23 protein-coding genes, 2 tRNA genes and 1 pseudogene are annotated in these 23,693 nt (G+C 72.0%); 16 read left to right on the top strand and 10 right to left on the bottom strand.

The features are described from left to right. Positions 1–17: 17 nt before the first annotated feature. Positions 18–605, bottom strand: coding sequence for a hypothetical protein (locus AC0QU1_RS07585; protein ID WP_483575620.1), 588 nt, complete (start codon positions 603–605; stop codon positions 18–20). A gap of 345 nt (positions 606–950) precedes the next feature. On the opposite strand from AC0QU1_RS07585, the gene AC0QU1_RS07580 reads away from it, so the two are divergent. From AC0QU1_RS07580 to AC0QU1_RS07550, 7 genes are all read left to right on the top strand, one after another. Next, on the top strand, positions 951–2,084 hold the full coding sequence (locus AC0QU1_RS07580) for a PucR family transcriptional regulator (protein WP_483576647.1): 1,134 nt from the start codon (positions 951–953) through the stop codon (positions 2,082–2,084). A gap of 119 nt (positions 2,085–2,203) precedes the next feature. Continuing rightward, positions 2,204–3,190 (top strand): ACP S-malonyltransferase, encoded by a 987-nt coding sequence (locus tag AC0QU1_RS07575; RefSeq protein ID WP_483575619.1) that lies wholly within the window; start codon positions 2,204–2,206, stop codon positions 3,188–3,190. After that, on the top strand, positions 3,187–4,188 hold the full coding sequence (locus AC0QU1_RS07570; RefSeq protein ID WP_483575618.1) for a beta-ketoacyl-ACP synthase III: 1,002 nt from the start codon (positions 3,187–3,189) through the stop codon (positions 4,186–4,188). Before AC0QU1_RS07575 ends, AC0QU1_RS07570 begins: the two co-directional genes overlap by 4 nt. Positions 4,189–4,315: 127 nt before the next feature. Next, positions 4,316–4,564: an acyl carrier protein gene (locus AC0QU1_RS07565; RefSeq protein WP_020014121.1), complete on the top strand. Its 249-nt coding sequence runs from the start codon at positions 4,316–4,318 to the stop codon at positions 4,562–4,564. A gap of 130 nt (positions 4,565–4,694) precedes the next feature. Beyond that, positions 4,695–5,939 carry a beta-ketoacyl-ACP synthase II gene (gene fabF / locus AC0QU1_RS07560; RefSeq protein ID WP_483575616.1) on the top strand — a complete coding sequence of 415 codons (1,245 nt, stop codon included), beginning with the start codon at positions 4,695–4,697 and terminating at the stop codon, positions 5,937–5,939. 73 nt (positions 5,940–6,012) lie between these two features. Continuing rightward, positions 6,013–6,498, top strand: coding sequence for a peptide deformylase (gene def / locus AC0QU1_RS07555; protein ID WP_483575614.1), 486 nt, complete (start codon positions 6,013–6,015; stop codon positions 6,496–6,498). Between the two features lie 277 nt (positions 6,499–6,775). Then, complete coding sequence (locus AC0QU1_RS07550; protein WP_470404019.1) at positions 6,776–7,273, top strand: DUF3145 domain-containing protein; 498 nt, start codon at positions 6,776–6,778, stop codon at positions 7,271–7,273. 20 nt (positions 7,274–7,293) lie between these two features. On the opposite strand, the gene AC0QU1_RS07545 is transcribed toward AC0QU1_RS07550, so the two are convergent. From AC0QU1_RS07545 to AC0QU1_RS07535, 3 genes and pseudogenes are all read right to left on the bottom strand, one after another. Beyond that, entirely contained in the window at positions 7,294–8,253 is a 960-nt protein-coding gene (locus AC0QU1_RS07545; protein ID WP_483575611.1) for an HTTM domain-containing protein, read from the bottom strand. Continuing rightward, on the bottom strand, positions 8,250–9,209 hold the full coding sequence (locus AC0QU1_RS07540) for a DUF5819 family protein (protein WP_483575609.1): 960 nt from the start codon (positions 9,207–9,209) through the stop codon (positions 8,250–8,252). The genes AC0QU1_RS07545 and AC0QU1_RS07540 overlap by 4 nt, the downstream gene beginning before the upstream one ends. Before the next feature lie 121 nt (positions 9,210–9,330). Beyond that, positions 9,331–10,065, bottom strand: a pseudogene (locus AC0QU1_RS07535) (RtcB family protein); the annotation flags it as partial. Positions 10,066–10,294: 229 nt separating this feature from the next. On the opposite strand from AC0QU1_RS07535, the gene AC0QU1_RS07530 reads away from it, so the two are divergent. Continuing rightward, entirely contained in the window at positions 10,295–12,970 is a 2,676-nt protein-coding gene (locus tag AC0QU1_RS07530; RefSeq protein WP_483575607.1) for a pectate lyase family protein, read from the top strand. Positions 12,971–13,186: 216 nt separating this feature from the next. Here AC0QU1_RS07530 and AC0QU1_RS07525 read toward each other — a convergent pair. Together AC0QU1_RS07525 and AC0QU1_RS07520 are read right to left on the bottom strand one after the other, a co-directional pair. After that, positions 13,187–13,260 (bottom strand) — tRNA-Ile (locus AC0QU1_RS07525). A gap of 53 nt (positions 13,261–13,313) precedes the next feature. After that, positions 13,314–14,438 carry a M15 family metallopeptidase gene (locus AC0QU1_RS07520; RefSeq protein ID WP_483575605.1) on the bottom strand — a complete coding sequence of 375 codons (1,125 nt, stop codon included), beginning with the start codon at positions 14,436–14,438 and terminating at the stop codon, positions 13,314–13,316. Between the two features lie 82 nt (positions 14,439–14,520). Here AC0QU1_RS07520 and AC0QU1_RS07515 point away from each other — a divergent pair, with 82 nt between their 5' ends. Continuing rightward, positions 14,521–15,090 (top strand): hypothetical protein, encoded by a 570-nt coding sequence (locus tag AC0QU1_RS07515; RefSeq protein WP_483575603.1) that lies wholly within the window; start codon positions 14,521–14,523, stop codon positions 15,088–15,090. A 34-nt stretch (positions 15,091–15,124) separates the two neighbouring features. Here AC0QU1_RS07515 and AC0QU1_RS07510 read toward each other — a convergent pair whose 3' ends face one another. Then, on the bottom strand, positions 15,125–15,502 hold the full coding sequence (locus AC0QU1_RS07510; RefSeq protein WP_483575601.1) for a DUF2255 family protein: 378 nt from the start codon (positions 15,500–15,502) through the stop codon (positions 15,125–15,127). A gap of 180 nt (positions 15,503–15,682) precedes the next feature. Between AC0QU1_RS07510 and AC0QU1_RS07505 the strand changes: the two genes are divergently transcribed. The 6 genes from AC0QU1_RS07505 (at position 15,683) to AC0QU1_RS07480 (ending at position 19,832) form a co-directional block, all read left to right on the top strand. After that, positions 15,683–16,669, top strand: a complete 987-nt coding sequence (locus tag AC0QU1_RS07505; protein ID WP_483575599.1) for an aldo/keto reductase — start codon at positions 15,683–15,685, stop codon at positions 16,667–16,669. Positions 16,670–16,693: 24 nt separating this feature from the next. Next, on the top strand, positions 16,694–17,272 hold the full coding sequence (locus tag AC0QU1_RS07500; RefSeq protein WP_483575597.1) for a DapH/DapD/GlmU-related protein: 579 nt from the start codon (positions 16,694–16,696) through the stop codon (positions 17,270–17,272). A gap of 147 nt (positions 17,273–17,419) precedes the next feature. Next, a tRNA-Asn gene (locus AC0QU1_RS07495) sits at positions 17,420–17,495 on the top strand. A gap of 353 nt (positions 17,496–17,848) precedes the next feature. Then, positions 17,849–18,256: a hypothetical protein gene (locus AC0QU1_RS07490; RefSeq protein WP_483575595.1), complete on the top strand. Its 408-nt coding sequence runs from the start codon at positions 17,849–17,851 to the stop codon at positions 18,254–18,256. Then, positions 18,253–18,621, top strand: coding sequence for a helix-turn-helix domain-containing protein (locus AC0QU1_RS07485; protein WP_483575593.1), 369 nt, complete (start codon positions 18,253–18,255; stop codon positions 18,619–18,621). The genes AC0QU1_RS07490 and AC0QU1_RS07485 overlap by 4 nt, the downstream gene beginning before the upstream one ends. A gap of 320 nt (positions 18,622–18,941) precedes the next feature. Further along, complete coding sequence (locus AC0QU1_RS07480; RefSeq protein WP_483575591.1) at positions 18,942–19,832, top strand: VOC family protein; 891 nt, start codon at positions 18,942–18,944, stop codon at positions 19,830–19,832. An 89-nt stretch (positions 19,833–19,921) separates the two neighbouring features. Here the strand turns inward: AC0QU1_RS07480 and AC0QU1_RS07475 are convergent, their stop codons facing one another. Beyond that, a complete protein-coding gene (locus AC0QU1_RS07475) occupies positions 19,922–20,881 on the bottom strand; it encodes a helix-turn-helix domain-containing protein (protein ID WP_483575589.1) in 960 nt (319 codons plus the stop codon). A 193-nt stretch (positions 20,882–21,074) separates the two neighbouring features. Here AC0QU1_RS07475 and AC0QU1_RS07470 point away from each other — a divergent pair, with 193 nt between their 5' ends. Further along, positions 21,075–21,761 (top strand): SDR family NAD(P)-dependent oxidoreductase, encoded by a 687-nt coding sequence (locus AC0QU1_RS07470; protein WP_483575587.1) that lies wholly within the window; start codon positions 21,075–21,077, stop codon positions 21,759–21,761. Positions 21,762–21,785: 24 nt separating this feature from the next. Here AC0QU1_RS07470 and AC0QU1_RS07465 read toward each other — a convergent pair whose 3' ends face one another. Continuing rightward, positions 21,786–22,634 carry an EamA family transporter gene (locus AC0QU1_RS07465; RefSeq protein ID WP_483575585.1) on the bottom strand — a complete coding sequence of 283 codons (849 nt, stop codon included), beginning with the start codon at positions 22,632–22,634 and terminating at the stop codon, positions 21,786–21,788. A gap of 100 nt (positions 22,635–22,734) precedes the next feature. Then, positions 22,735–23,634, bottom strand: a complete 900-nt coding sequence (locus AC0QU1_RS07460; RefSeq protein WP_483575583.1) for an alpha/beta fold hydrolase — start codon at positions 23,632–23,634, stop codon at positions 22,735–22,737. Between the last annotated feature and the right edge of the window lie 59 nt (positions 23,635–23,693).

Here is a 23,693-nt window from a genome sequence, read left to right as displayed (position 1 = left end):
GGGCCGGGGTGGCCTTGCTACCTCGGCCCGGCCTGCTCGGCCGCCTCGATCGCCTTCTCCAGCTCGTCCCGCAGCTCCCGGACCGCCCTCGCGTCCGGGTGCATCTCCAGGGCGCGCAGGTGCTGCCGGGCCTCCAGCACCCGGTCGGCCTCCAGCGCGGCCAGCACCAGATGCTTGCCCACAACCGGCGCGTGCTCGCGCACCCGCCAGTGCCCGACGCCCAGTCCCAGCGCCTCCACCGGCATCCCCGCCTCGCGCAGGATCGCGAGCCCCTCGGCCAGCGCGTTGCCGTCCGGGTCCCGCTCGGCCGCCGTGACGAACCGGCGGACGGCGCCCTCCGGGTCGTCGGCCAGCGACAGCCGGCCCAGCTCGATCAGCGGGTACCAGCCCCGCGGGTGTCCGGCCAGCTCCTCGGCGAGCGCCCAGACCGCCAGGTCGGCGTCGTGCTGCTTGGACTCGGGGATCTCGTCGGAGTCCCGCAGGGGGTCCTCCAGCGTCGGGTCTTCGGCGGCCCGGCGGCGGACGATCTCCGCCAGGGCGGCGAACGCCTCCTCGTTGTTGGGATCGTCGGTGAGCTGGGCGCGTAGCGCGTCTTCGTGTCCCACGTCCCCACGTCGGGGCGCCGACGGCGACGGACGGCGTACACCGACCGTGGACGCAGACAGGGGCCGACGGATGAGGCGGCGGAGCCGTTGCATCAGGGCCATGCCTCGACCCTACAGTTTTCCGCCAAGCGGCGATGGGCTGATGCTGTCTCGAAAGTCCGTTTGTGGACTCCCCACAACTCCGGCTCGTATGCTGCCCGGGTGCCAGCACCACGACGGGCCGCTCGAGCCAGCACCCCCCAGACCGACCTGTCGGCCGGACCGGCGGCCCCGGACGCGGCAGCCTCCGACCAGGCAGCCGCGGATCCGGCGGCCTCGGATCCAGCAGAGGGCGCCGGCTTTCCCATGAACCTCCAGCGGGTCCGCGAGGCCAGCGGCCTCCTCACCGCCGCGGCGATGCGGCGGCTCGACGAGGACCTCGCCTGGTACCGCGAGCTCCCCGCGGAGGACCGCTCGTACGTCGGCCTCGTCGCCCAGGCCGGCATCAACGCGTTCACCTCGTGGTTCACCGACCCCGACCGGCCGCCGCACGGCGTCAGCGAGATCTTCGCCGCCGCGCCCACCGAGCTGACCCGCTCCATCTCGCTGCAGCACACCCTGCAGCTCGTGCGCGTCGTGGTCGACGTCGTCGAGACGCACTCCGACCGCATCGCCGCGCCCGGCGGCGAGCGCGACCTGCGCGAGGCCGTGCTGCGCTACTCCCGCGAGGTCGCGTTCTCCGCGGCCGAGGTCTACGCCCGCGCCGCGGAGTGGCGCGGCGCGTGGGACGCCCGCCTCGAAGCCCTCGTGGTCGACGCCCTCGTGCGCGGCGACGGCGACGACTCGCTGCGCTCGCGCATCTCGGCGCTGGGCTGGAGCGGCCGCGGCAACGCGCTGGTCGTGGTGGGGCACGCGACCGAACAGCTCGACGAGATCCGCACCGCCGAGATCCGCCGCGTCGCGCGCCGGGCCGCCGGCGACGCCCTCGTGGGGATCCACGGCGACCGCCTCGTGCTCGTGCTGGGCGGCGAGGGCGACCTCGTGGCCGCCGCCACCTCGCTCCTGGCCCGCTTCGGCAGCGGCCCGGTGGTGATCGGCACCCAGGTGCCCAGCCTGTCCGACGCCGCCCGGTCGGCCCGGTCGGCGCTCGCCGGCCTGACGGCGGCCCCTGCGTGGCCGCAGGCCCCTCGGCCGGTCATGGCCGACGACCTGCTGCCGGAACGCGTCCTGACCGGCGACTACACGGCCCGCGGCACGCTGATCGCCCAGGCGTTCACCCCGCTGCAGGACGCCGGCGGCGCCGTGCTGGAGACCCTCTCGGCCTACCTCGGCACTGGGCGCTCGCTGGAGGCCGCCGCGCGTCATCTGTACGTTCACCCCAACACGGTGCGCTACCGCCTGCGCAAGGTGTCGGAGATCACCGGCTGGGACCCGCTCGACGCCCGCGAGTCGTTCGTGCTGCAGGTGGCGCTGGCGCTGGGCCAGCTCGGCCGCGGCTGAGCCGTCCGCCCTAACTCTTCACCCGGGCGGGCGCCTTGTAGGTTCCGCACAAGGCCCCCCGACCAGGTTCGTACGGGTCGCGACGTCCTGGCGGCCGCAGAGGTTGGCAGAGTGGACGCGTGCTCGCCGTCGTCTGCCCTGGACAGGGCTCTCAGACCCCCGGGATGCTCAGCGACTGGCTCGAGCTGCCCGGTACCGAACAACGCCTCGCGGCAGCCTCCGAGGCCGCGAACCTGGACCTCGTGGCGCACGGCACGACGTCGGACGCCGACACCATCCGCGACACCGCCGTGGCCCAGCCGCTGATCGTCGCCACCTCCCTGCTCGCGCTGCGCGCCGTCCTGGACGGGCGCGAGGCGCCGGAGGTCGTCGACGTCACCGCCGGCCACTCGGTCGGCGAGCTGGCGGCCGCCGCGGTGGCGGGCACCCTGTCCGACGACGGCGCGGCCGGCCTGGTCGCGCACCGCGCCCGGGCGATGGCCACGGCGGCAGCCGCGGCGCCGTCGGGCATGAGCGCCGTGGTGGGCGGCGAGCCGGACGACGTGCTGGCCGCGATCGAGGCCGCGGGCCTGTGGCCCGCCAACGTCAACGGCGCCGGCCAGACGGTGGCGGCCGGCTCGCTGGACGGGCTCGCCAAGCTGGCCGAGAACCCGCCGGCCCGCGCCCGCGTGATCCCGCTGCAGGTGGCGGGCGCGTTCCACACCCCGTTCATGGAGACGGCGCGCGCCGAGTTCGGGTCGGTGGCCCTGGGCTGGACGGCCGCCGACCCGACGCTGCCGTTCCTCGCCGACCTGGACGGGACCGCCTACACCGGCGGCGCCAGCGGCCACGGCACGGCGGCTGACGTGCTGCGGAACATCGCGGGCCAGGTCACGGCCCCGGTGCGCTGGGACCTGATCATGACCGAGCTCGCCGAGCGCGGCGTGACCGGCCTGCTGGAGCTGGCGCCGGGCGGCGTCCTGACCGGCCTGGCCAAGCGCGGCCTCAAGGGCGTCGAGACGGTAGCGGTGAAGTCCCCCGCCGACCTCGACGCGGCCCGGGCGCTGATCGCGGCCCACAGCACCGTCCTGTCCAGCGGCACGAGCGCGACCGGAGCAGACCAGTGACCACCCTGCAGCAGGCCCAGCCCACCCAGTTCTCGCGGATCCTCGCGATCGGCGCGGAGCGCGGCGAGCTCGTCGTCACGAACGACGACATCGCGGGCCCCATCGACTCCTCCGACGAGTGGATCCGCCAGCGCACCGGCATCGTCACCCGCCGTCGGGCCGGCGCGGACAAGGACGTGCTCGACCTGGCCGAGGCCGCCACGCACAAGGCGCTGGACGCCGCGGGCCTGACCGGCGCCGACATCGACGCGATCATCCTCTCGACGATCACCCACATGCACATGACGCCGTCGGGCGCCGCGATCCTGGCCGAGCGCATCGGCGCGACGCCGGCCGCCGCCTACGACGTGTCGGCCGCCTGCGCGGGCTACGCGTACGGCATCGGCCAGGCGGACGCCCTGGTCCGCTCGGGCCTGGCCCGGCACGTGCTGGTCGTCGGCGCGGAGAAGCTCAGCGAGATCATCGACCCGACCGACCGCTCCATCTCCTTCCTGCTGGGCGACGGCGCGGGCGCCGCGATCGTCGGCCCGTCGGACACGCCGGGCATCGGGCCAACGGTGTGGGGCTCGGACGGCTCGAAGGCCACCGCCATCCGCCAGACGCACAGCTGGCAGGAGTGGCGCGAGGACGCCTCGCTCGGCTGGCCCACGCTGCGCCAGGACGGCCCCACCGTGTTCAAGTGGGCGAGCTTCCAGATGGCTCCCGTCGCGGAGAAGGCCATGGCGGAGGCCGGCGTGACCGCCGGCGACATCCAGGTCTTCATCCCGCACCAGGCCAACATGCGCATCATCGACCAGATGATCAAGCAGCTCGGCCTGCCCGAGTCGGTAGTGGTCGCGCGCGACATCGCCGAGACCGGCAACACGTCCGCCGCGTCGATCCCGCTGGCCGCCGAGCGGCTCCTGTCCGAGGGGCAGGCGAAGTCCGGCGACCTCGCCCTGCAGATCGGGTTCGGCGCGGGCCTCGTCTACGCCGCACAGGTCGTGGTGCTGCCGTAGCCCGGTGCGCGACCGGGCCGCAGGGCGGCCCGTTGTGCATTCCGGTCGCGGGATGCGTCAAGATCTGACCAGCAAGACTCCGGTGCCCGACGGCGCCGGTGACCGTCACGAAAGATAAGGAAGCCCCATGGCCAACACGGACCAGGAGATCCTGGAGGGCCTCGCCGAGATCGTCGCCGAGGAGACCGGCCTCGACACGGCCGACGTCCTGCTCGAGAAGTCCTTCACGGACGACCTCGACATCGACTCCCTGTCGATGATGACCATCGTCACGCACGCGGAGGACAAGTTCGGGGTGCGTATCCCGGACGAGGAGGTCAAGAACCTCGCCACCGTGGGCGACGCCGTGAGCTTCATCAAGGGCGCCCAGGACTGAGCCGCCCCCCGACGGCGGCCGCGCGGCCCTCCTGATCCACGGGCCCGCGCCGCCGTCGGGCACACGCCGCCCACACGCGGCACAGTTAGTACCCTGCCCCCTTCGTCCCACCACCCCCGGGAGCATCATCATGACCTCCGCACGCGAAGTCGTCGTCACCGGCCTCGGCGCCACCACACCCCTCGGCGGGGACGTGGCATCCACGTGGGAGGCCGCCCTCGCCGGCGAATCGGGGGCGCGCACCCTCGAGAACGACTGGGCGGAGAAGTACGGGCTGCCCGTCACCTTCGCCGCCACCATCAAGGTGGACCCGGCGGAGGTGCTGTCCCGCCCCGAGACCAAGCGCATGGACCCGTCCGCGCAGTACGCGATCGTCGCGGCGCGCGAGGCCTGGGCCGACGCCGGCAGCCCGGAGGTCGACGGCGACCGGCTCGGCGCCGTGGTGTCCTCCGGCATCGGCGGCATCCAGACCATCCTCGACGGCTGGGACACGCTCAAGGAGCGCGGCGCCCGGCGCATGCTGCCCATGACCGTGCCGATGCTCATGCCGAACTCGCCGTCGGCATACGTGTCCATGGAGTTCGGCGCGCGGGCCGGCACGCACGCCCTCGTGTCCGCGTGCGCCTCGGGCGCAGAGGCCGTCGGCTACGCCGTCGACATGATCCGCTCGGGCCGCGCCGACGTCGTCGTCGCCGGCGGTACCGAGGCCGCCATCCACCCGATGCCGCTCGGCGCGTTCGCTGCGTCGCGCACGCTGTCGCTGCGCAACGACGACCCGCAGCGCGCCTCGCGGCCCTACGACGTCGACCGCGACGGCTTCGTGCTCGGCGAGGGCTCCGCGATCCTCGTGCTGGAGAGCGCCGAGCACGCGGCCGCCCGCGGCGCGCGCGTCTACGCGAAGATCACCGGCGTCGGCCTCTCGTCCGACGCGTACCACATCACCTCCCCCGACCCCGAGGGCACCGGCCAGGTGGCCGCCATGCGGTTCGCCATCCAGGACGCCGGCGTGACCCCCGCCGACGTCGTGCACGTCAACGCGCACGCCACCTCCACCAAGGTGGGCGACCTCACCGAGACGAACTCCATCCGGACGCTCTTCGGGTCCGACGCCGACCACGTGCAGCTCTCGGCGACCAAGTCGATGACCGGCCACCTGCTGGGCGGCGCCGGCGCCATCGAGTCGCTGTTCGCGGTCAAGGCGGTCGCCGAGCGGCTCGCCCCGCCCACCATCAACGTGGACAACCCGGACCCCGAGCTGCAGGTGCCGCTGGTGCGCGACGAGCCGGCGAAGCTGCCGGGCGGCGACATCGCCGCCATCAACAACTCGTTCGGCTTCGGCGGGCACAACGTCGCGCTGGTGATCCAGAACAGCTAGGCGCGCACGCCCATGCCGGCGGCCGGGCCTGTCGTTCCAACGGCCCCAGGTTCTGACATGGGAGAATGTCTGTATGGCAATGCGTGAGATCCGGATAGTTCCCGACCCCGTGCTGCGCACCCCGTGCGACACCGTGGCGACGATCGACGACCGCGTGCGCGGCCTCGTCGCCGACCTGGTCGAGACGGTGGACGACGAGGGGCGCGCCGGACTGGCCGCGAACCAGATCGGCGTCTCCCTGCGGGCCTTCTCGTGGAACATCGAGGGCGAGATCGGCTACGTGATCAACCCACGCATCGTCGAGCTGGGCGAGGAGCTGCAGGACGGCGGCGAGGGCTGCCTGTCCGTGCCCGGCCTCTGGTACCCGACCGTGCGCGCGAACTACGCGCGGGTCGAGGGCATCAACCTGGACGGCGAGCCCATCACCGTCGAGGGCACCGGGATCATGGCCCGCTGCCTCCAGCACGAGTGCGACCACCTCGACGGCATGGTCTACCTCGACCGTCTCCAGAAGGAGGCGCGCCGCGCGGCGATGCGGGAGCTGCGCGCGCGTCTGTGAGGGCGCTGGAGACGAGTTTCGTACATACCGTGTATGTGGGATGAATCTCCAGAAATTCCTTTGAGGCACTAGTGGTAGTACGCCCTTTTAGGCGAGAATGTGCCGAACGAACTCGTCGTACGCAGTGAATCTTTCGACGCCTGCGCACCGTTTCGCCTCGCATGTCGTCGGCGAATCGGGCAGTATGTGGTCCGAAGCACCGCTGTGCCACCGACCACAGCGTCACCGCCCGGGTGAGGACGTAGGGGAAGACGTACCTCGACCCAGGGAGGAAGACATGGCCGGTGTCATCACGCGGGGTGTGCTTTTTGTGCATTCCGCGCCTCGTGCCCTGTGCCCCCACATCGAGTGGGCAGCGGGGAACGTCCTTGGCGTGCGCGTTTCCATGGACTGGACCGCGCAGCCAGCGGGCCGCGGTCTCTACCGCGCCGAGTACTCGTGGCAGGGTCCGCAGGGCACGGGCGCCAAGCTGGCGTCCGCCCTGCGCGGCTGGTCGCACCTGCGGTACGAGGTCACGGAGGACGCGAGCAACGGGGCCGACGGCGCACGCTGGTCGCACACCCCGGACCTCGGCATCTTCCACGCCATGACGGACGTGCACGGCAACGTCGTGGTCCCGGAGGACCGGGTCCGCGCCGCCCTGGAGCTCGCCGACCCGCGCGCCATGCGGGACGCCCTCGACCTCGCCCTGGGCGCCGCCTGGGACGACGAGCTCGAGCCGTTCCGCTACGCCGGCCTGGGCGCGCCGGTCCGCTGGCTGCACCAGGTGGGCTGACCCGGCGGCCGGCCTCCTGCTCAGCGATCGTGCCCAGAACTCCCGTCGGTTCTGGGCACGATCGCTGGGTACAGGCGGGTGGTCCAGCGGTCGATGGTCGAGTCGCGGAGGAACACGCAGTCGCCGGCCATCATGAAGAGCGAGAAGAACGGAAGGCCCATCACCACGCCGATCCCGGCGTGCATGACGAGCGCCCCCGCGACACCGACCGTCCGGAGGTGGCGCTGCAGCAGCAGGAGCGGGAAGGCGAGCTGCAGCGCGAGGGTGCCCCACGTCGCCGTCGTCACGAGCCACTCGCTGCCCGCGACGAGATCGGCGAGCGGGGGCCACGGCCGGAACTGCGGCAGCATCAGCGGGTAGTAGACGGCCGACCCGTCGCGCCACTCGGCGCCCTGCAGCTTGAACAGCCCCGACAGGACGTACGCCAGGCAGATCTGGGCGGCGATGGCCAGCACCGCCGCGTTGTGGGCCAGGTGGCGAAGCTGCCGCCACCTGAGCCCGGACGGTTCCGACGGCGCGAGGCCCGCCCCGCTCCCCCGGCGTCGGGCATCCAGCGACCGGCGTCGAGCGTCCAGCGACCAGCGGGCCGAGGTGTCCGCGAAGCAGAGGTAGACCAGCAGGATCCGGGAGATGCTGTCGCCCTGGTCGGCGATCAGCGGGTTGACGAGCGTCAGGCTGCTCCAGCCGATCAGCAGCAGCGGCACCGTCCAGCGGGCCCGCCAGCCCACCGCGACCAGCACGGCCACGGCGATGAGCGCGACGCAGCCCGCCGTGACCAGCAGGTCGCTCGCGAGCGCGCTCCCGCCGAGCGGCAGCGTCCAGCGGGCTCCGGGGCCCCAGAGGGCCTGGCGCGCGGAGAAGTTCACCGCGACGTACCCGCCGATGCCCACGCCGAACGCGATCCGCATCAGCGCTACGCCGTAGGTCGCGTGGGCGGAGGCGGTCATCCAGCGGACGCCGGCGTCGAGCAGGCGGATCATGGGGCGCTCCCGGCGGGAGGGGCATCGTCGCGCAGCGCGTCCCAGGTGGCGCGGAACGCGGCGCCGTCCTGGCCGGGGAGCACCACGGGCGGGCGGGCCCCGAGGACCAGCTCCGTCGGCTGGGGCCGCTCCGTCGTCCCGTACGGGGTGACGGCGTGGCGCTCGATGCTCACCTGGACGTACAGGGGACCGCGACCGACTGCCGCCGCTCCCTTCGGCGCAGTCCCGGCAGCTCCCGGCGCAGTCCCGGACGCGCGCAGCACCTGCGTCGCGTAAGCGGCAAGGGCCCGGTCCTTGGCGAGGTACAGGTCGACGGCGTCCGGCGCGGCCCCGGCGTCGAGCAGCGCGGCACGCAGGCGCTGCCAGACGGCGGAGGCGGCGTCCTCCTGGTCGTTCGCGGGCGGGTCGCCGTCGCCCACGGGCAGGCCGGCGACCGAGCCGTCGCTCGCGGGAGGCGCCAGGACGATCGCCCGGGCCGCGTCGGGCAGCGCCAGGTACGCGGCGCGTGTGTCCCCCGCCAGCCGGCGCGACGGGCGCTCGATCGCCGCGGGCAGCAGGCGCCCGGTCAGCGCGCGCACCTCGACCGCCGTCGTGTCGATCCAGGGGCCAGGCATCGTCCCGGAGCCGGATGCCGCGTAGATCCCCCGGACCCGCAGGGTGTACTCGACGTGCAGGGGCGAGGGCGCGAAGATCGACCAGCTCTGGGCGAAGGCCGAGGTCATGTAGGGCTCAAGCACGCGGTGCACGGCGCTGTCGGGCGTGGCGGAGGCGGCCTCGGCGTCGCCGGGCCGGCCCGCCACGTAGCCGGGAGCCGCCCAGAGGAACGTCGCCGCGAAGTGCGCCAGCAGGAACATCCAGACCGCGACGACCAGGCCGCGGACGCGCCAGGAGACCGCCGGTGCCCCGTCCGGCCGCTCCAGGGGGCGGGCGTATCTTTCACCCGGTGCGCTGCTCACCGCGCACAGGGTGCCAGAGGCACCGGGTCCGATTCCAGCCCGCCGCCTGGGCTGTGGAGCCCAGGAGGCCGACGGCGGCCACCACGATCCCGGGAAGGGTCGCGGTGGCCGCCGCTGGAGTTCAGCCCTTGACGCAGAGCACGGTCCGGAGCCGGGCCACGACCTCGACCAGGTCGGACTGGGCGGCGATCACCGCGTCGAGGTCCTTGTAGGCGCCGGGGATCTCGTCGAGCACCCCCTGGTCCTTGCGGCACTCGACGCCCGCCGTCTGGGCGGCGAGGTCGTCGACCGTGAACTCCTTCTTGGCCCGGGTCCGGGACATCCGGCGGCCCGCGCCGTGCGACGCCGACCAGTAGGACTCCGGGTTACCGAGGCCACGGACGACGTACGAGCCCGTCCCCATCGAACCGGGGATGAGGCCCAGGTCGCCGGAGCCCGCCCGGATCGCGCCCTCGCGGGTGACGATCAGCTCCGCGCCGTCGATCTGCTCGCGCGCCACGTAGTTGTGGTGCACGTTCACGCCCTCGTCGAAGGTGATGTCCCGGTCTCCGAACTCGTCCCGGACCGCCTGGACGGCGAGGGCCATCATGACCGCACGCGACCGGGCGGCGTACTCCTGCGCCCACCACAGGTCGTTGAGGTAGGAGTCCATCTGGGGCGTGCCAGCGAGGAACACGGCGAGCTCGCGGTCGACGAGGCCCTGGTTGTGCTCCAGGTCCTTGGCGATGCGGACGTGGTGCTCGGCGAGCTCCTTGCCGATGTTGCGTGAGCCGGAGTGGAGCTGGAGCCAGACCTGGTCGTCCTGGTCGAGGCAGACCTCCACGAAGTGGTTGCCACCGCCCAGCGAGCCGAGCTGCTATGCGCCGACGCCGGGTGCGCGCCAGGGGAAATCCGTCGTCGTCCCGCTGTGGGTTGCCTTCTGAGAAACCGGTTACTAGGATCCGAGAAACCGGTTACCCGCGAGTGGGGATCTCACCCGGTGCCGCGCTCCGACGTCAGAGCGGGCGCCTCAGGTGACCCGGCAACGACTCGCTGGGCTCAGCACAGCAATGTCCCGCATTCAACGACGAACGTGAGGCAGCGACATGAGACGACCACGAGCAGTACAGATCCTCTCGGCGGTGGCGGCGGTGACCCTCGCGGTCACGATCGGCGTGACCGCCCAGCCCGCGCCCTCCGCTGCGGCGGCCACCGGCCCTGCCACGGGCTACGCCACCCAGAACGGCGGCACCACCGGCGGCGCGGGCGGGCAGACGGTGCGGGCGAGCACGGGCACCGCCATCCACACGGCCCTGTGCACCCGGGCGAGCAGCAGCACCCCGATCATCATCGAGGTGACCGGGACCATCAACCACGGCAACACCAGCCAGGTGTCCGGGGGAAGCTGCAGCACGGCCGACGACGTGATCGAGCTGAAGCAGATCAGCAACGTCACGATCGTGGGTGTCGGCAGCGGTGCCGTCTTCGACCAGATCGGCATCCACATCCGCGAGTCCAGCAACATCATCATCCAGAACGTGACCGTCCAGAACGTCAAGAAGTCGGGCTCGCCGACGTCCAACGGCGGCGACGCGATCGGCATGGAGAGCGGCGTCCGCAACGTGTGGGTCGACCACGTCAGCCTGCTCGCCTCGGGTGGCGAGTCGGAGGGGTACGACGGCCTCTTCGACCTGAAGAACGACACCAAGTACGTGACCCTGTCCTACAGCACCCTGCGCAACTCCGAGCGCGGCGGCCTCATCGGGTCCAGCGAGAGCGACCTGTCCAACGGCTTCGTCACGTTCCACCACAATCTGTACCAGAACCTCAACTCCCGCACGCCCCTGCTCCGCGGCGGCATCGCGCACATGTACAACAACCACTACGTGGGCCTGGTCGAGTCGGGCATCAACTCGCGGGCCGGGGCCAGGGCGAAGGTCGACAACAACTACTTCGAGGACTCCAAGGACGTGCTCGGCACGTTCTACACCGACCAGGCCGGCTACTGGCAGGTCGCCGGCAACGTCTTCGACAACGTGACCTGGTCGAGCCCGGGTGAGGACAACAACCCCGCCGGACCCAACCCGATGTCGAACACCTCGGTCAGCATCCCGTACTCCTACCCGCTGGACGCGGCGAGCTGCGTGCCGGCCGTCGTCAGCCAGACGGCGGGGGCGAACAAGGGCAACCGGGTGTCGGACGGGAGCTGCACGCCGACGGACCCGACCGACCCCACGGACCCCACGGACCCGACCGACCCGACGGAGCCGCCGACCGGGACCAACCTGAGCCTCGGCGCCGGCGCCGACGGTTCGAGCAAGGCGAGCGGCACGAGCTACGGCAACGTGCTCGACGGCAACCCGAGCACCTACTGGTCGCCGGCGGGCTCGACGGGACGGGTCTCGGTCAAGTGGGGCTCCGCGACGACCGTGTCTTCGATCAACCTCCGCGAGGCCTCCGGCGCCGTCGGGAACATCGGTTCGTGGCGGGTGGTGAACAACGACAACGGGGCCGTGCTGGCCACGGGCAGCGGAGCCGGCGTCATCAGCTTCGCGGCCACCTCGCTGAGCAAGATCAACTTCGAGATCACCAGCTCCAGCGGCACGCCGCGGGTGGCCGAGTTCGAGACCTACGCCGCCGCGTCGTCGGGCGGCGGATCCACGGAAGAACCGGACGACGGCGGTTCCGCCGAGCAGCCCAGCGCGGACGCGCTGTACGTGGCGCCCGGTGGCACCGACGGCGCGGCGGGCACCGAGGCGAACCCGACCACCCTCACGTCCGCGATCAGCCGGATCAACCCCGGTGGCACGATCTACCTGCGCGGTGGCACCTACAACTACTCGCAGACGATCAGCATCGCGCCCGGCAGGAACGGTCTCTCGGGCAACCGCACCGAGCTGTTCGCCTACCCCGGTGAGCGGCCGGTGCTGAACTTCTCGGCCCAGAGCGAGAACTCCGCCAACCGGGGCATCGCGATCGGCGGGGACTGGTGGCACCTGCGCGGCATCGTCGTCGAGCACGCCGGCGACAACGGGATCCTGCTCGGCGGGGACAACAACGTCATCGAGCGGGTGGTGACCCGGTTCAACCGCGACTCGGGGCTCCAGCTCTCCCGGTACACCGCCGGGGCGCCGAGCAGCGAGTGGCCGTCCAACAACCTCGTCGTCTCCTCGGAGTCGCACGACAACGCCGACTCCGACGGCGAGGACGCCGACGGGTTCGCGCCCAAGCTGACCGTCGGCACCGGGAACGTCTTCCGGTACACCGTGTCCCACAACAACATCGACGACGGCTGGGACCTGTACACCAAGGGCGACACCGGCCCGATCGGACCGGTGACGATCGAGGACTCGCTCTCCTACGAGAACGGGACTCTGTCCGACGGCTCGCAGGCCGGCAACGGAGACCGCAACGGCTACAAGCTCGGCGGCGAGGACATCGCGGTCAACCACGTCGTACGGCGCAGCATCGCCTACGACAACGGCAAGCACGGGTTCGGCTACAACCGGAACCTCGGGTCGCTGACGATCTCGAACAACCTGAGCATCGGCAGCGCGGAGCGCAACTTCAACTTCGACGGCGGCTCGTCGACGTTCCGCGACAACACGTCCTGCGACGGCGGGTCGAACGACCGCGTCATCGGCAACGACGCGGGCGGCAACCAGTGGTGGTCCGGCTCGAACGGGTCGCGGTGCGGGCAGTACTCGGGGTCCTTGGGCTGGTCGTTCGCGAGCGACGGCCGCCTCGTTGTGACCATCGGGGGTAACACCGTCAACCTGTAGTCGGTCTGAAGGAGCGGACAGTTGACGCGGGGCGTCCTTGGGGAGTGCAGAGCGCGCTTTCCAAGGACGGCTCGCGGCGGCTCTGCCGCATGGTCAGTCCGCTCAGCGTCGGATGTGCTGGCGATGGCGCCTCGCTTGGAGACCCACGGCGCCATTCCTGCGCCATTCCGTGCCGCACTGATTTCAAGAACCAGTCAAATGACCAGTTCAGAACGGTGCCCCGTACAGGACTTGAACCTGTGACCGAGAGATTATGAGTCTCCTGCTCTGACCAACTGAGCTAACGGGGCGCACGGCAGCAAGCCGCTGAAGGATCTTACTGCCTGCGGACCGTGTGACGGCGTCAGAGGCTCTCGCGCGCGAGCACCGACTGCCAGTGCCACGGCTCCGGCACGCGCCCGTCCGGCTCGGCGAACGCCGGGTGCACCCAGCCGAAGCGCTCGGCGTTGGCCTTGAGCCAGTTGTACTGCTCGGTGCCGAACGTCTCCACGCCGCCGCCGAGGTCGACCGCGAGCCCGAGACCGTGGTTGGAGCAGCCGGGCGGGGCCGCGATCGGCGATGACGGGTCGTACAGCGCCTTCTGCTCGTCGTACGTGCGGTAGGCGGAGTTGATGGTCAGGTGCGCGCCGAACTTCTTGTGGTACGCGGCGTCGAGCGCGACCAGCCCGTCCAGCACGTCGGCGCGCACGAAGTGCGTGGGCGACCACGGGATGGGGGCAAGGTCCGAGCTCGGCACCACGCCGCTGTCGGGCTCCCACACCTGGTCGGGCGCTGGGCAGGTGACGGCGTCCTGCGCCGCGGTCAGCGCCTGCGTCGCCACGGTGACCACCGAGCGGTTCGTGCTCAGGTCGAACGCCGCCTTCTCCAGACCCTCCAGGCCCGCGCTGCCGAGGGCGGTGTTCGCGACGGCGTCGATGGTGGTCGCCGTGTCCAGGGCGGACCGCAGGCGGGCCCGGGCGGCGTCGTCGGCCCCTTTGCCCTCCGTGGCCGCGTAGACCTTCTCGCCCCGGCTCTTGACCGTCGCGAGGCTTCGGCGCTCCGTGGTGACGTCGGTGCGGGCCAGCTCCACCATCGAGGCGCGGACGGCGTCCGACGCAGCTCCCATGGACCGCAGGACGTCCGCCGTCCCGGTGGCCAGGCGCGTGAGGAGCGGCTCGGCCAGCAGGGTGTCGGCCTTCCGGATCTGCGCCGACAGCTCGCTGCGGGTCGTCGCCTCGGCCACCCGCCCGTCCGACTCCGCCAGCAGGTTCCTGGCCGCGGCGGTCTGCCCGGCGAGCTCCTCGGCGTCCGACACGACGTACCAGGCGAAGCCGCCACCGGCGAGCGCGAGGGTGACCACGAGCGTGGTGACGACGAAGACCCGGACGTTGCGCCGACGGCGGCCCTTCGCCTCGCGGCGGTCCCTCGCCGTCTCGCCGACCTTCGTGTCCGAGGGATCGGCAGGAGGCACGGCGCTCGTCAAGGTCACGAACCCAGAACCTACGGCACCCAAGACATGCCCGCTGACCAGTCGGCGGGTGAACTGGGCCCATGGCACTACGGTGGAGCCCATGGGGATCCGATCGTGGTTCGGGCGGCGCCCGCAGAAGGCGATCCGTCGTACGGTGCGGTCGCACCGCACCGACTCCGTGCTGGCGCAGGCCGCGCTGGTCACGTCGGCGGGTGAGGCGTGGGCGTTCGCCACCCGCGCGGAGCTCTTGCTGGTCTCCGCGCCCGAGGGCGCGAACGGCCAGGGCGACGACGCGTCGCGGGGTGCGCCCTCCGTCGTCGTGCACCGCGAGTGGTCCGACGTCGACCGCGCCACCTACGACACGGAGTCCAACGTGATCCGGGTGCACTGGGTCGACGGCGACGAGCCGACGCCGCTGACGCTCGACGGCCGGAGCTCCGTGCTGCCGCAGGTGCTGCGCGAGCGGGTGCAATGGTCGGTGGTCCTGGCCGAGCCGGTCAAGCTGCCGGGCGGGCGTTCCGCCCGCGTGGCGGTCCGACGCCGGTCGGACGGCGAGCTGTTCTCCCAGGTGATCGGCGGACGGGGCGTGGACCTCGCCGACCCGGACACGGCAGGCATGATCGACGCCGCCGAGGCGCGGGTCCGCAACGCGGCGGGGCTGCCCGCCTGACCTCGCGCCCGGCTCGGTCCGGCGGGACCGCGGCTCAGTCCTGCGGGACGGCGCGGAGCGTCGACGTCACGAGGTTCGGACCCACCACGGTGTCCACGATGCGCTTGCTGTACCGGCCGTACTTGGCGCGGTAGGCGTCGTCGAGGCCGGGGTGGACGTCGTCCTCCGGGACTTCGAAGCGGACGTCCCGCTCGATACCGCCCACGCGGACGCGGCCCGTACCCGACGTCTTGGCGCGGCGGAACCACCCGTTCTGCGGGCCGTACGCCGAACGGACGTACACGGCGTCGCCCAGCCGGGCGGTCCAGATCGTCACGTACGGGCGCAGCGTGCCGTCGCGCCGGTACGACGAGACCTGCAGCTCGTCCGTGCTGTCGACCTGCTCCAGCTCCTGCTCGGTCCAGGTGCTCATGTGTGCTCCTTCCGGGCGCCGTTCTTGGTGTCGGTGGCGTGGCCGCCACCTCACGGTGCAACACGCGGACGGCGTCCGGGAGTCCCTGTCGTGACGGGTACCGGCGGAACCCCTCAGTGCCAGGCCGCCGGGGCTAGCGTGGAGCACGACCCCCTGACCCGACACGAGGAGACTGTCACGATGCACACCCGCACGCTCGGCCAGGGCCTGGAGGTCTCCGCCGTCGGCCTCGGCGCCATGGGCATGTCGCAGGGCTACGGTCCCAACCCCGGCACGCGCGAGGAGATGATCGCCGTGCTGCGCGGCGCCGCGGAGCGCGGCGTCACGTTCTTCGACACCGCCGAGGTCTACGGCCCGTACGTCAACGAGGAGCTGGTCGGCGAGGCGCTCGAGCCGCTGCGCGACCAGGTGGTGATCGCCACGAAGTTCGGCTGGCGCATCGAGGGCGGCACCTCGGTGGGCCTGGACAGCCGGCCCGAGCACATCCGCGACGTCGCCGACGCCGCCCTGCGCCGCCTGCGCACCGACGTGATCGACCTGTTCTACCAGCACCGCGTGGACCCCGACGTGCCGATCGAGGACGTCGCGGGCGCCGTCGGCGAGCTGGTGCGGGCCGGGAAGGTGCGCCACTTCGGGCTGTCCGAGGCGGGTCCGGCCACGATCCGGCGGGCGCACGCGGTGCACCCGGTCACGGCGGTGCAGAGCGAGTACTCGCTGTGGACGCGCGACCCCGAGCCGGAGGTGCTGCCGACCCTCGCGGAGCTCGGGATCGGGTTCGTCCCGTTCAGCCCGCTGGGCCGGGGCTTCCTCACGGGTGCGCTCGACGCGGCGACGTCGTTCAGCGACGACGACATCCGCACCACGATTCCCCGGTTCGCGGCGTCGAACCGGACCGCCAACCAGGCGCTGGTGGACCACGTGCGCTCGCTCGCCGAGGCCCAGGGCGCGACGCCGGGGCAGGTCGCGCTCGCCTGGCTGCTCGCCCAGCGACCGTGGATCGTGCCGATCCCCGGCACCCGGCGCATCGAACGCGTCGAGGAGAACGTGGGCGCGGCGCGGGTGGCCCTGTCCGCCGACGACGTCGCCGACCTGAACGGGCTGGCCGCGCGGGTGGGCGTCCAGGGCAACCGGTACAACGAGGCCGGCATGGGGATGGTGGGACGCTGACCCCGGATGAGCAACAATCGTCCGGTGACCGACGACCGCTTCATGCCCATCCACGATCCGGAGCTCCTGGCCAGGGGTGAACGCGTGCTGGGGCCCGAGTTCACCGCCATGCACAAGAGAGTCATGGAGGTCACGGCGCTGACCTCGCGCCTGAACGTCCTGCCGTTCGACGACGAGGCCGGCAAGGCCGCGCTGTTCGAGCAGATCCTGGGCGGCCCGCTCCCCGCCGGGGTGACCATCTACCCGCCGTTCTACACGGACCACGGCCTGCGCCTGGACCTGGCGGAGCGGGTCTTCGTCAACCAGGGCTGCACGTTCCTCGACTACGCAGGCATCCGGCTGGGCCGAGGCGTGATGATCGGCCCGAAGGTCACGTTCATCACGATGGGCCACCCGGTGGACCCCGAGGAGCGGCGGGTATGGCTGAGCGGCGCGCCCATCGACGTGGCGGAGAACGTGTGGATCGGCGCCGGCGCCACGATCCTGCCCGGTGTCAGCATCGGCCGCGACGCCGTCGTCGCGGCGGGCGCGGTCGTGGCCGACGACGTGCCGGCGGCGAGCCTGGTCGCGGGGCCGAAGGGCACTGTGCGACGGCGCTGGTAGGGCCGGATGCCCGGGCTGGGGACGAGCCTCGCGGAGGTGTGATCGACACCGCTGCCGGGCTGGTCGGATATGAGGCAGGACTACCCGCCGGAACCTGTTAGAGTTTTCACCGGTCGCCCACCCGGTGCACGGGAAGGGCGAGCGCGATCCCGCGTAGCTCAGCTGGCAGAGCATCCGACTGTTAATCGGACGGTCGTTGGTTCAAGTCCAACCGCGGGAGCCATGAGGCCCGGAATCTCCACGGTTCCGGGCCTTGCTGTTTCGTGCTCAACCGATGCGAGTCAACAGGAAGTTCCGCATCGACTCCGTAGGCTCGTAAAAGCCCCAAACAGCGTTCGAGAACTCCCCCGCTCCGAAGAAGGCAGGAGGCTCGACTCCCGCAAGCTTGTAGACACTGATCGCGTGCCGCTGAGCGGGGTACGTCGGGTCGACGACCACCACGCTCCCAACTGGCATGGGCTCCCATTCCACCTACCAGGGATCGACGCCAGCGATCCCTCGAGTACGACCGCTCGGAGTTCCGATCACAGCGACACTATGCTTGCGACGCATATGCATCTGGCGCATAATTGCCGAGTGAAGATCTTCCCCGCGCGACCGTTCCGGATCGCGGTCGACGCGCTGAAGGCAAAGGCGGCTGCGGGTGATGAACGTGCTGAGACAACACTGCGGCTCGTGGCAGCTCAGGTCGCGGTCCTGCGCGACCTCGACGGGGAGCCTGCCGAGGAGACTCCGACGGTACGGAGGGTTGTGCAGTCGGGCGAGTTTCCCGTCTGGCGGCTCTCGCACCCATTCCGGGAAGGGTTTGCTGTCCGTACGATCGTCTGGTTCACCCCGGAAGGCGAGGCAGTCTTGATGCTGTTCTTCTCGGACAAGGCCCAGATGGGCGACGTCTTCTACGACTCTGTCGGTAGCCGCGCCGACCTAGCGATCGACGAATGGCTGCGCAACCGGCCCGCATTCCAGAAGGAGGATGACCGATGAGTGACGACGCCTACACCCCGTTCAACGACGAGCTCGACGAGATCATCAACGCCACCCCTGAGCGAGCCGCTGCCGTCGCAGAGATCCGGGCCGAGATGGACGACACGGATCGCGCCTACCGGATGAATCTCGCGGCTCTCCGCTCGGCGGCTCACTTCACGCAGGAGGAGATCGCGCAGCGCCTGGGTATGAGCCAGAGCGCGGTCTCTCGCGCTGAGAAGCGTGGTGACATGCTCTACAGCACACTCCTGTCCTACCTACGAGCGGCGGGCGCCGAGAACCCGACGCTCGTGGTCACGATGCACGGCAAGCGCATCGAGATCGACCTGGCGACCGCCGCCGAGAACGAGACACCCGCAGCCTGACCTCGCACCCCCTCACCAAGTTCAGCCGCGGGAGCCACAAGGCCCAATCCTTAGGACTTAGGCCCCGCTGCCTCTGTCACCTGGCGCCGGCCCGACGCGTTCACGGCGAGTTCGGCAGTCTCCCGTGAAGTCGTGACTTGGCATCGAGATCGGCTCAGGCCTGTCGCGATCTCGATGCCAACTGCCGACTCTGCGGGGCAAACTGCCGACCACGGCGGGCATCGCCAGCCACGCGCGGTCAGCGGGCGTGCCCAGGCCGACTGCGAATGTCAGTGGTCCACGGCAGCATCGGGGTATCAGAACCCGATCGGGAGGACGTCATGGCCGACACCCACATCATCCGGACCTACCCGCACGGCGTGCCGAGCTGGGTCGACCTGGAGACGCACGACGTCGACGCGGCGCTCGCCTTCTACGGCGGCCTGTTCGGCTGGAGCTTCAACGAGAAGCTGCCGCCCGGTGCGCCGGGACGCTACGTCGTCGCGTCCCAGGACGGCACGGAGGCGACGACGGTCGCGGCGATCGGCACACCGGACGAGGGCTTCAACGGCGAGGTGGCGTGGCACACCTACCTCGCCGTCGACGACATCGTGACGACGGCGCGCCGGGTCACCGAGCTCGGCGGCGTGGTGAGCTCGCCGCCCGAGCCCGTGGGACCACCGGGGCAGCCGGCAGGACGGATGGCGCGGATCGTCGACCCGCAGGGCGCGCCCAGCCGGCTGTGGCAGGCGGGTTCGCGGCCCGGCGCCCAGGCCGTCAACGCGCCGGGCACGTGGAACTTCAGCAACCTGCTCACGCCGGACGTCGACCGCGCGCTGGAGTTCTACGGCCCGCTGCTCGGCTGGGTACGGAGCGACGACCTCGGGGCCGGGATGGCCCGCGTGCCGGGGTACGGCGACCACCTGGCCCGCACCACGGACCCTGGCATCCACGAGCGTCAGGAGTTCGTGCCGCCCGGCTTCGCCGACGTCGTCGCCGGGGTGCTGCAGGCCGCCGGACCGGCGCGCTGGTCGGTGACCTTCGCCGTCGCCGACCGGGACGGGGCCGCGACGACGGCGGAGCGGGCGGGCGCGACGGTGCTGGCGACCGAGGACAGCGAGTGGGCGAAGGACGCGACGATCCGCGACCCGTTCGGCGCCGAGCTCGTGCTGGCGCAGTTCGACCCGCCCGAGGAGTTCCTGGAGGCTGAGGCAAAGGCCGGGAAAAGCTGACCGGCGGGGCGTCGCGCCTCGACGGGTTCAACCCGTGAGGCGTCGCCCTCCGACGAGTTCAACCCGCGAGGCACCGCGCTTCGACCAGCTCACCGGACCGCAGCGCCGTCTGTCGCACGTGCGGACACGCCGGAGCGTGCAGGCGCACCCGAGCCACGCACAGCCGCACCGGAACCACCCGCCGGCGCACCCGAGCCACGCACCCCCGCCCCAGAACCCTGACCCGACGCCGGCAGGTCAGCCGAAGCCAGCAGCGCCAGCTTGTCCGCGTCGCTGGACCCGGCGTCCGGGTGGTACACGACGAGCATCAGGCCATCGGCCCCGCCGATGCTCAGCCGTTCCCGGTTGAGAGTCAGCTTGCCGACCTGCGGGTGGTCGAACCGGAGAAGCGACCCGCTCTGCCCGCGTACCTCGTGCCGGGCCCAGAGCTCGCGAAACCGGGCGCTCGCCAGCGAGAGCTCGCCGGTGAGCTCGATGAAGCGCGGGTCGTCGATGTTGTTGCCCACCGTCTGGCGCAGGTTGGCGACGAAGCACTCCGTGACGTCCTTCCAGTCCGGGTGCAGCGCCTGCGCGGCCGGGTCCAGGAACATGTCCCGGAACTGGTTCCCGCCGACGGCGAGGCCGGGGTCGAGCGCGCGGGCGAGCCGGTTCGAGGCCAGGATGTCGAAGTACCGGCCCTCGATGAAGGCCGGCTGGACGAGGGAGTCCAGGAGCTTGAGCGCGCCCGCCGGTACGGTCTCCTCGCGCGGCCGAGGCCTGCGCTGCCGGGGCACCTCGGCGACCAGCGTCAGCAGGTGGGCGAAGTGCTCGTCGTCGAGGCGCAGCACGCGGGCGATCGACTCGAGCACCTGCACCGACGGGTTGCGGTCGCGCCCCCGCTCCAGCCGCAGGTAGTAGTCGGCGCTGATGCCGGCGAGCATCGCGACCTCCTCGCGCCGCAGCCCGGGCACCCGCCGCACGCCGACGTCGGGGATGCCCGCCTGCTCGGGCGTCACCAATTCCCGCCGAGCACGCAGGAAAGCGCCCAGGGCATTTGTCGCCCCACTCACGAGGCCACCTCGGGATTCGGCACGGACAGAAGGGGCGCGGCCACCCTCCGATTCGGCACGACCCTCCGACTCCGCACGGCCCACAGAGGGGGCCCTGTCACACCCCGGTCTCCAGGGGGCTCTGCCTCGGGCGAATCACTGTGCATAGCGTGCCTAACGGTCCGCCCGGGCCGCATATTTCGAGGGGAGACACATGACCGTCACACTGATCACCGGGGCCAACAAGGGCATCGGCTTCGAGACGGCGAAGCAGCTTCAGGAGCTGGGGCACACCGTCTACGTCGGCGCGCGCGACGTCGGACGAGGCGAGCAGGCCGCCGCGGCCCTCGGCGCACGGTTCGTGCAGCTCGACGTGACCGACGACGTGTCGGTCACCGGGGCGCTCGCGACGATCGGCTCCGCCGAGGGCCGGCTCGACGTCCTGGTGCACAACGCGGGCCTCCTCGGCGGCGAGACCGCCGACGGTCCGACGGCCCTGCGGGTGTTCGACACCAACGCGGTCGGGATCGTGCGTGTGACCGAGGCCGCACTCCCCCTGCTGCGCGAGTCCGCGAACCCGACCGTGGTCACCCTGTCGAGCAGCGCAGGGTCGTTCTGGGCCGTGAACAACCCCGACCGGCCGGAGTTCCACCTGTCGTACGCGCTCTACTCGGCGTCCAAGGCGGCGGCCACCATGCTGACGGTCCAGTACGCCAAGTCCCATCCGGGCATCAAGTTCAACGCGCTCGAACCCGGCACCACCGCCACCGACATGACCGCCGCCCTCGGCATCGGACGGCCGCCCGAGGAGAGCGCCAGGCAGGTCGTGCGGCTGGCGACGCTCGACACGGACGGTCCGACCGGGACGTTCCGGGACGAGAACGGGGAGCTGCCCTGGTAGGTGGGCGGACGGCGGGCGCCGTCCTCACGCCGTGGCGATGAGGACGGTGGCTCCCAGCGCGGCCACGAGCCCGAGCACCTGGGTGCGCCCGAGCCGCTCACCGAGCAGCACCAGCCCGACCAGGACCGGGACCACGGGATAGAGGGAGGAGAGCACCACGGCAACGGTGACGAACTCGGTGCGCAGCGCGAACAGGTAGGCGGCCAGTGCGGTCGCGGCCAGGGCTCCGGCTCCGACGCTCAGTCCGAGGACCCGGGCGGAGGGCCGCGCGGCCGCCGGCTCGCGCAGCAGCGTCGCCCCGGCGACCAGCACGGTCACGATCGCGGCGACCCGCCCGCTCAGGATCGGCCACAGGCCGGCGGTGGCGGCGTCGGCCTGCGCAAGGCACAGGTACTGCAGGGCGATGCCGCCGCTCGCCGCGAGGCCGTCGACGACGGACGCGCGGGACGGCGGGACGGATCCGCCGGGGCTCCGGCTGATCAGCCACAGCGCGGGCAGGGCGATCACCACCCCGGCCCAGGCCAGGCCGGGCGGCCGCTCCCCGAGCACGGCGGCGCCGACCAGCACGGGCAGCGCCACGCCTCCGACGGCGCTGAGCGGCACGACCACCGACATCTCGCCGCGGCTCAGCCCCCGGAACAGGAACGCCATGGCCAGACCCGTGCCGACGCCGGAGGCCGCACCCCACGCCAGGTCGGCCACGCCCGGTGGCGCACCGGGCGCGAACAGCATCGCCATCGCGGTCACGCACAGGCCGGCCACCTGCCCGATCAGGGCGACGCGCAGCGGCGGGAGACGGCGCGCGGCCAGGCCTCCGAGGACGTCGGAGACCCCGTAGGCCAGGGCCGACAGGAGGGCGAGGGCGACTCCCACGCTCAGGCGGCCTGGTCGCTCCGCCGAGAGTCACACATCTGTCATGCATAACCGCACCGCGCGACGCGGTGCAACCTCACGTCCTGGCCCGGCGCCCAGGTCACGCCCCGACCAGGCTCCGGGTCCGCTCCGCGATCGTGGCCCAGGACGCGGGCGGCAGGTCGTGGCCGACGCCGGAGAGGATCAGCAGCCGGGCTCCAGGGATCCTGCGCGCCGTGGCCCGGGCGGCCGACGGCTTGATGACGGGGTCGTCCTCCCCGTGCAGCACGAGGGTGGGCACCTCGACGTCGCGCAGCCGCGGTCCGTGCCACGGGGCGCGGAGCTGGCGGCCCAGCGCCGTCATGTCGCGCGGCCCGGTCTCGAGCCCGCGCTCGATCCGGGTGCGGGCCGCGGCCAGGTCGGCGGGGTTGGCCGGCGATGCCATACCCCTGGCGACGGCGATCGCGGCGGCGATGTCGCCGTCGCGCCCCTCGGGGTATCTCGCCGCGCCGAGCCGGGCGAGCAGCCCGTAGCGCAGGTAGCGCAGCACCTCGAGCCCGGACGCGTCGCTCGGCGGCGCGGCGCTGGAAACCAGGCCGAGCACCCGGTGCGGATGGCGCAGCGCGAGGCGCTGCCCCGTGATGCCGCCGAGCGAGTGCCCGAACACCACCGCGCGGTCCCAGCCGGCGGCGTCGAGCACGGCGACGGCGTCGTCGACCATGTCCTCCGCCGTGTAGGCGACCGTGTCCCGCCGGAGCAGTGCGGCCGGCAGGCTGCGCCGCGTCGTGGTCCGGCCGAACCGCGTGGACGCGCCGGCGTCGCGCTGGTCGTAGCGGGCGACGTCGAAGCCCTCGGCCGCGAACGCCCGGCACAGCCCGTCCGGCCACCAGAACCGGGAGATCGCAAGGCCCATCATGAGCAGGAGGGGGACGCCCCCGTCCTGCCCCAGCCGGTCGTAGGCGATCTCGACGTCGCCGTTGCGGGCGTACCTGGTCGGCGACCATTCGTCATGCGTGGTCACCTCGGCCATTCTTCCGCAGGATCTGCGCAACACGCCGTGGCACGAGGTAGCACCTAGTG

The organism is Promicromonospora noduliphila (assembly GCF_056951025.1).
The sequence above is the reverse complement of the archived record's forward strand: the minus strand, read 5'-3'. Positions and strand labels throughout refer to the sequence as shown.

Excerpts from the sequence above, each read along its gene's own strand:
- AC0QU1_RS07580 (WP_483576647.1), top strand. The coding sequence starts at position 951 with ATGAACCTCCAGCGGGTCCGCGAGGCCAGCGGCCTCCTCACCGCCGCG.
- AC0QU1_RS07565 (WP_020014121.1), top strand. The coding sequence starts at position 4,316 with ATGGCCAACACGGACCAGGAGATCCTGGAGGGCCTCGCCGAGATCGTC.
- fabF (WP_483575616.1), top strand. The coding sequence starts at position 4,695 with ATGACCTCCGCACGCGAAGTCGTCGTCACCGGCCTCGGCGCCACCACA.
- def (WP_483575614.1), top strand. The coding sequence starts at position 6,013 with ATGGCAATGCGTGAGATCCGGATAGTTCCCGACCCCGTGCTGCGCACC.
- AC0QU1_RS07550 (WP_470404019.1), top strand. The coding sequence starts at position 6,776 with ATGGCCGGTGTCATCACGCGGGGTGTGCTTTTTGTGCATTCCGCGCCT.
- AC0QU1_RS07545 (WP_483575611.1), bottom strand. The coding sequence starts at position 8,253 with ATGATCCGCCTGCTCGACGCCGGCGTCCGCTGGATGACCGCCTCCGCC.
- AC0QU1_RS07530 (WP_483575607.1), top strand. The coding sequence starts at position 10,295 with ATGAGACGACCACGAGCAGTACAGATCCTCTCGGCGGTGGCGGCGGTG.
- AC0QU1_RS07515 (WP_483575603.1), top strand. The coding sequence starts at position 14,521 with ATGGGGATCCGATCGTGGTTCGGGCGGCGCCCGCAGAAGGCGATCCGT.
- AC0QU1_RS07510 (WP_483575601.1), bottom strand. The coding sequence starts at position 15,502 with ATGAGCACCTGGACCGAGCAGGAGCTGGAGCAGGTCGACAGCACGGAC.
- AC0QU1_RS07505 (WP_483575599.1), top strand. The coding sequence starts at position 15,683 with ATGCACACCCGCACGCTCGGCCAGGGCCTGGAGGTCTCCGCCGTCGGC.
- AC0QU1_RS07485 (WP_483575593.1), top strand. The coding sequence starts at position 18,253 with ATGAGTGACGACGCCTACACCCCGTTCAACGACGAGCTCGACGAGATC.
- AC0QU1_RS07480 (WP_483575591.1), top strand. The coding sequence starts at position 18,942 with ATGGCCGACACCCACATCATCCGGACCTACCCGCACGGCGTGCCGAGC.
- AC0QU1_RS07470 (WP_483575587.1), top strand. The coding sequence starts at position 21,075 with ATGACCGTCACACTGATCACCGGGGCCAACAAGGGCATCGGCTTCGAG.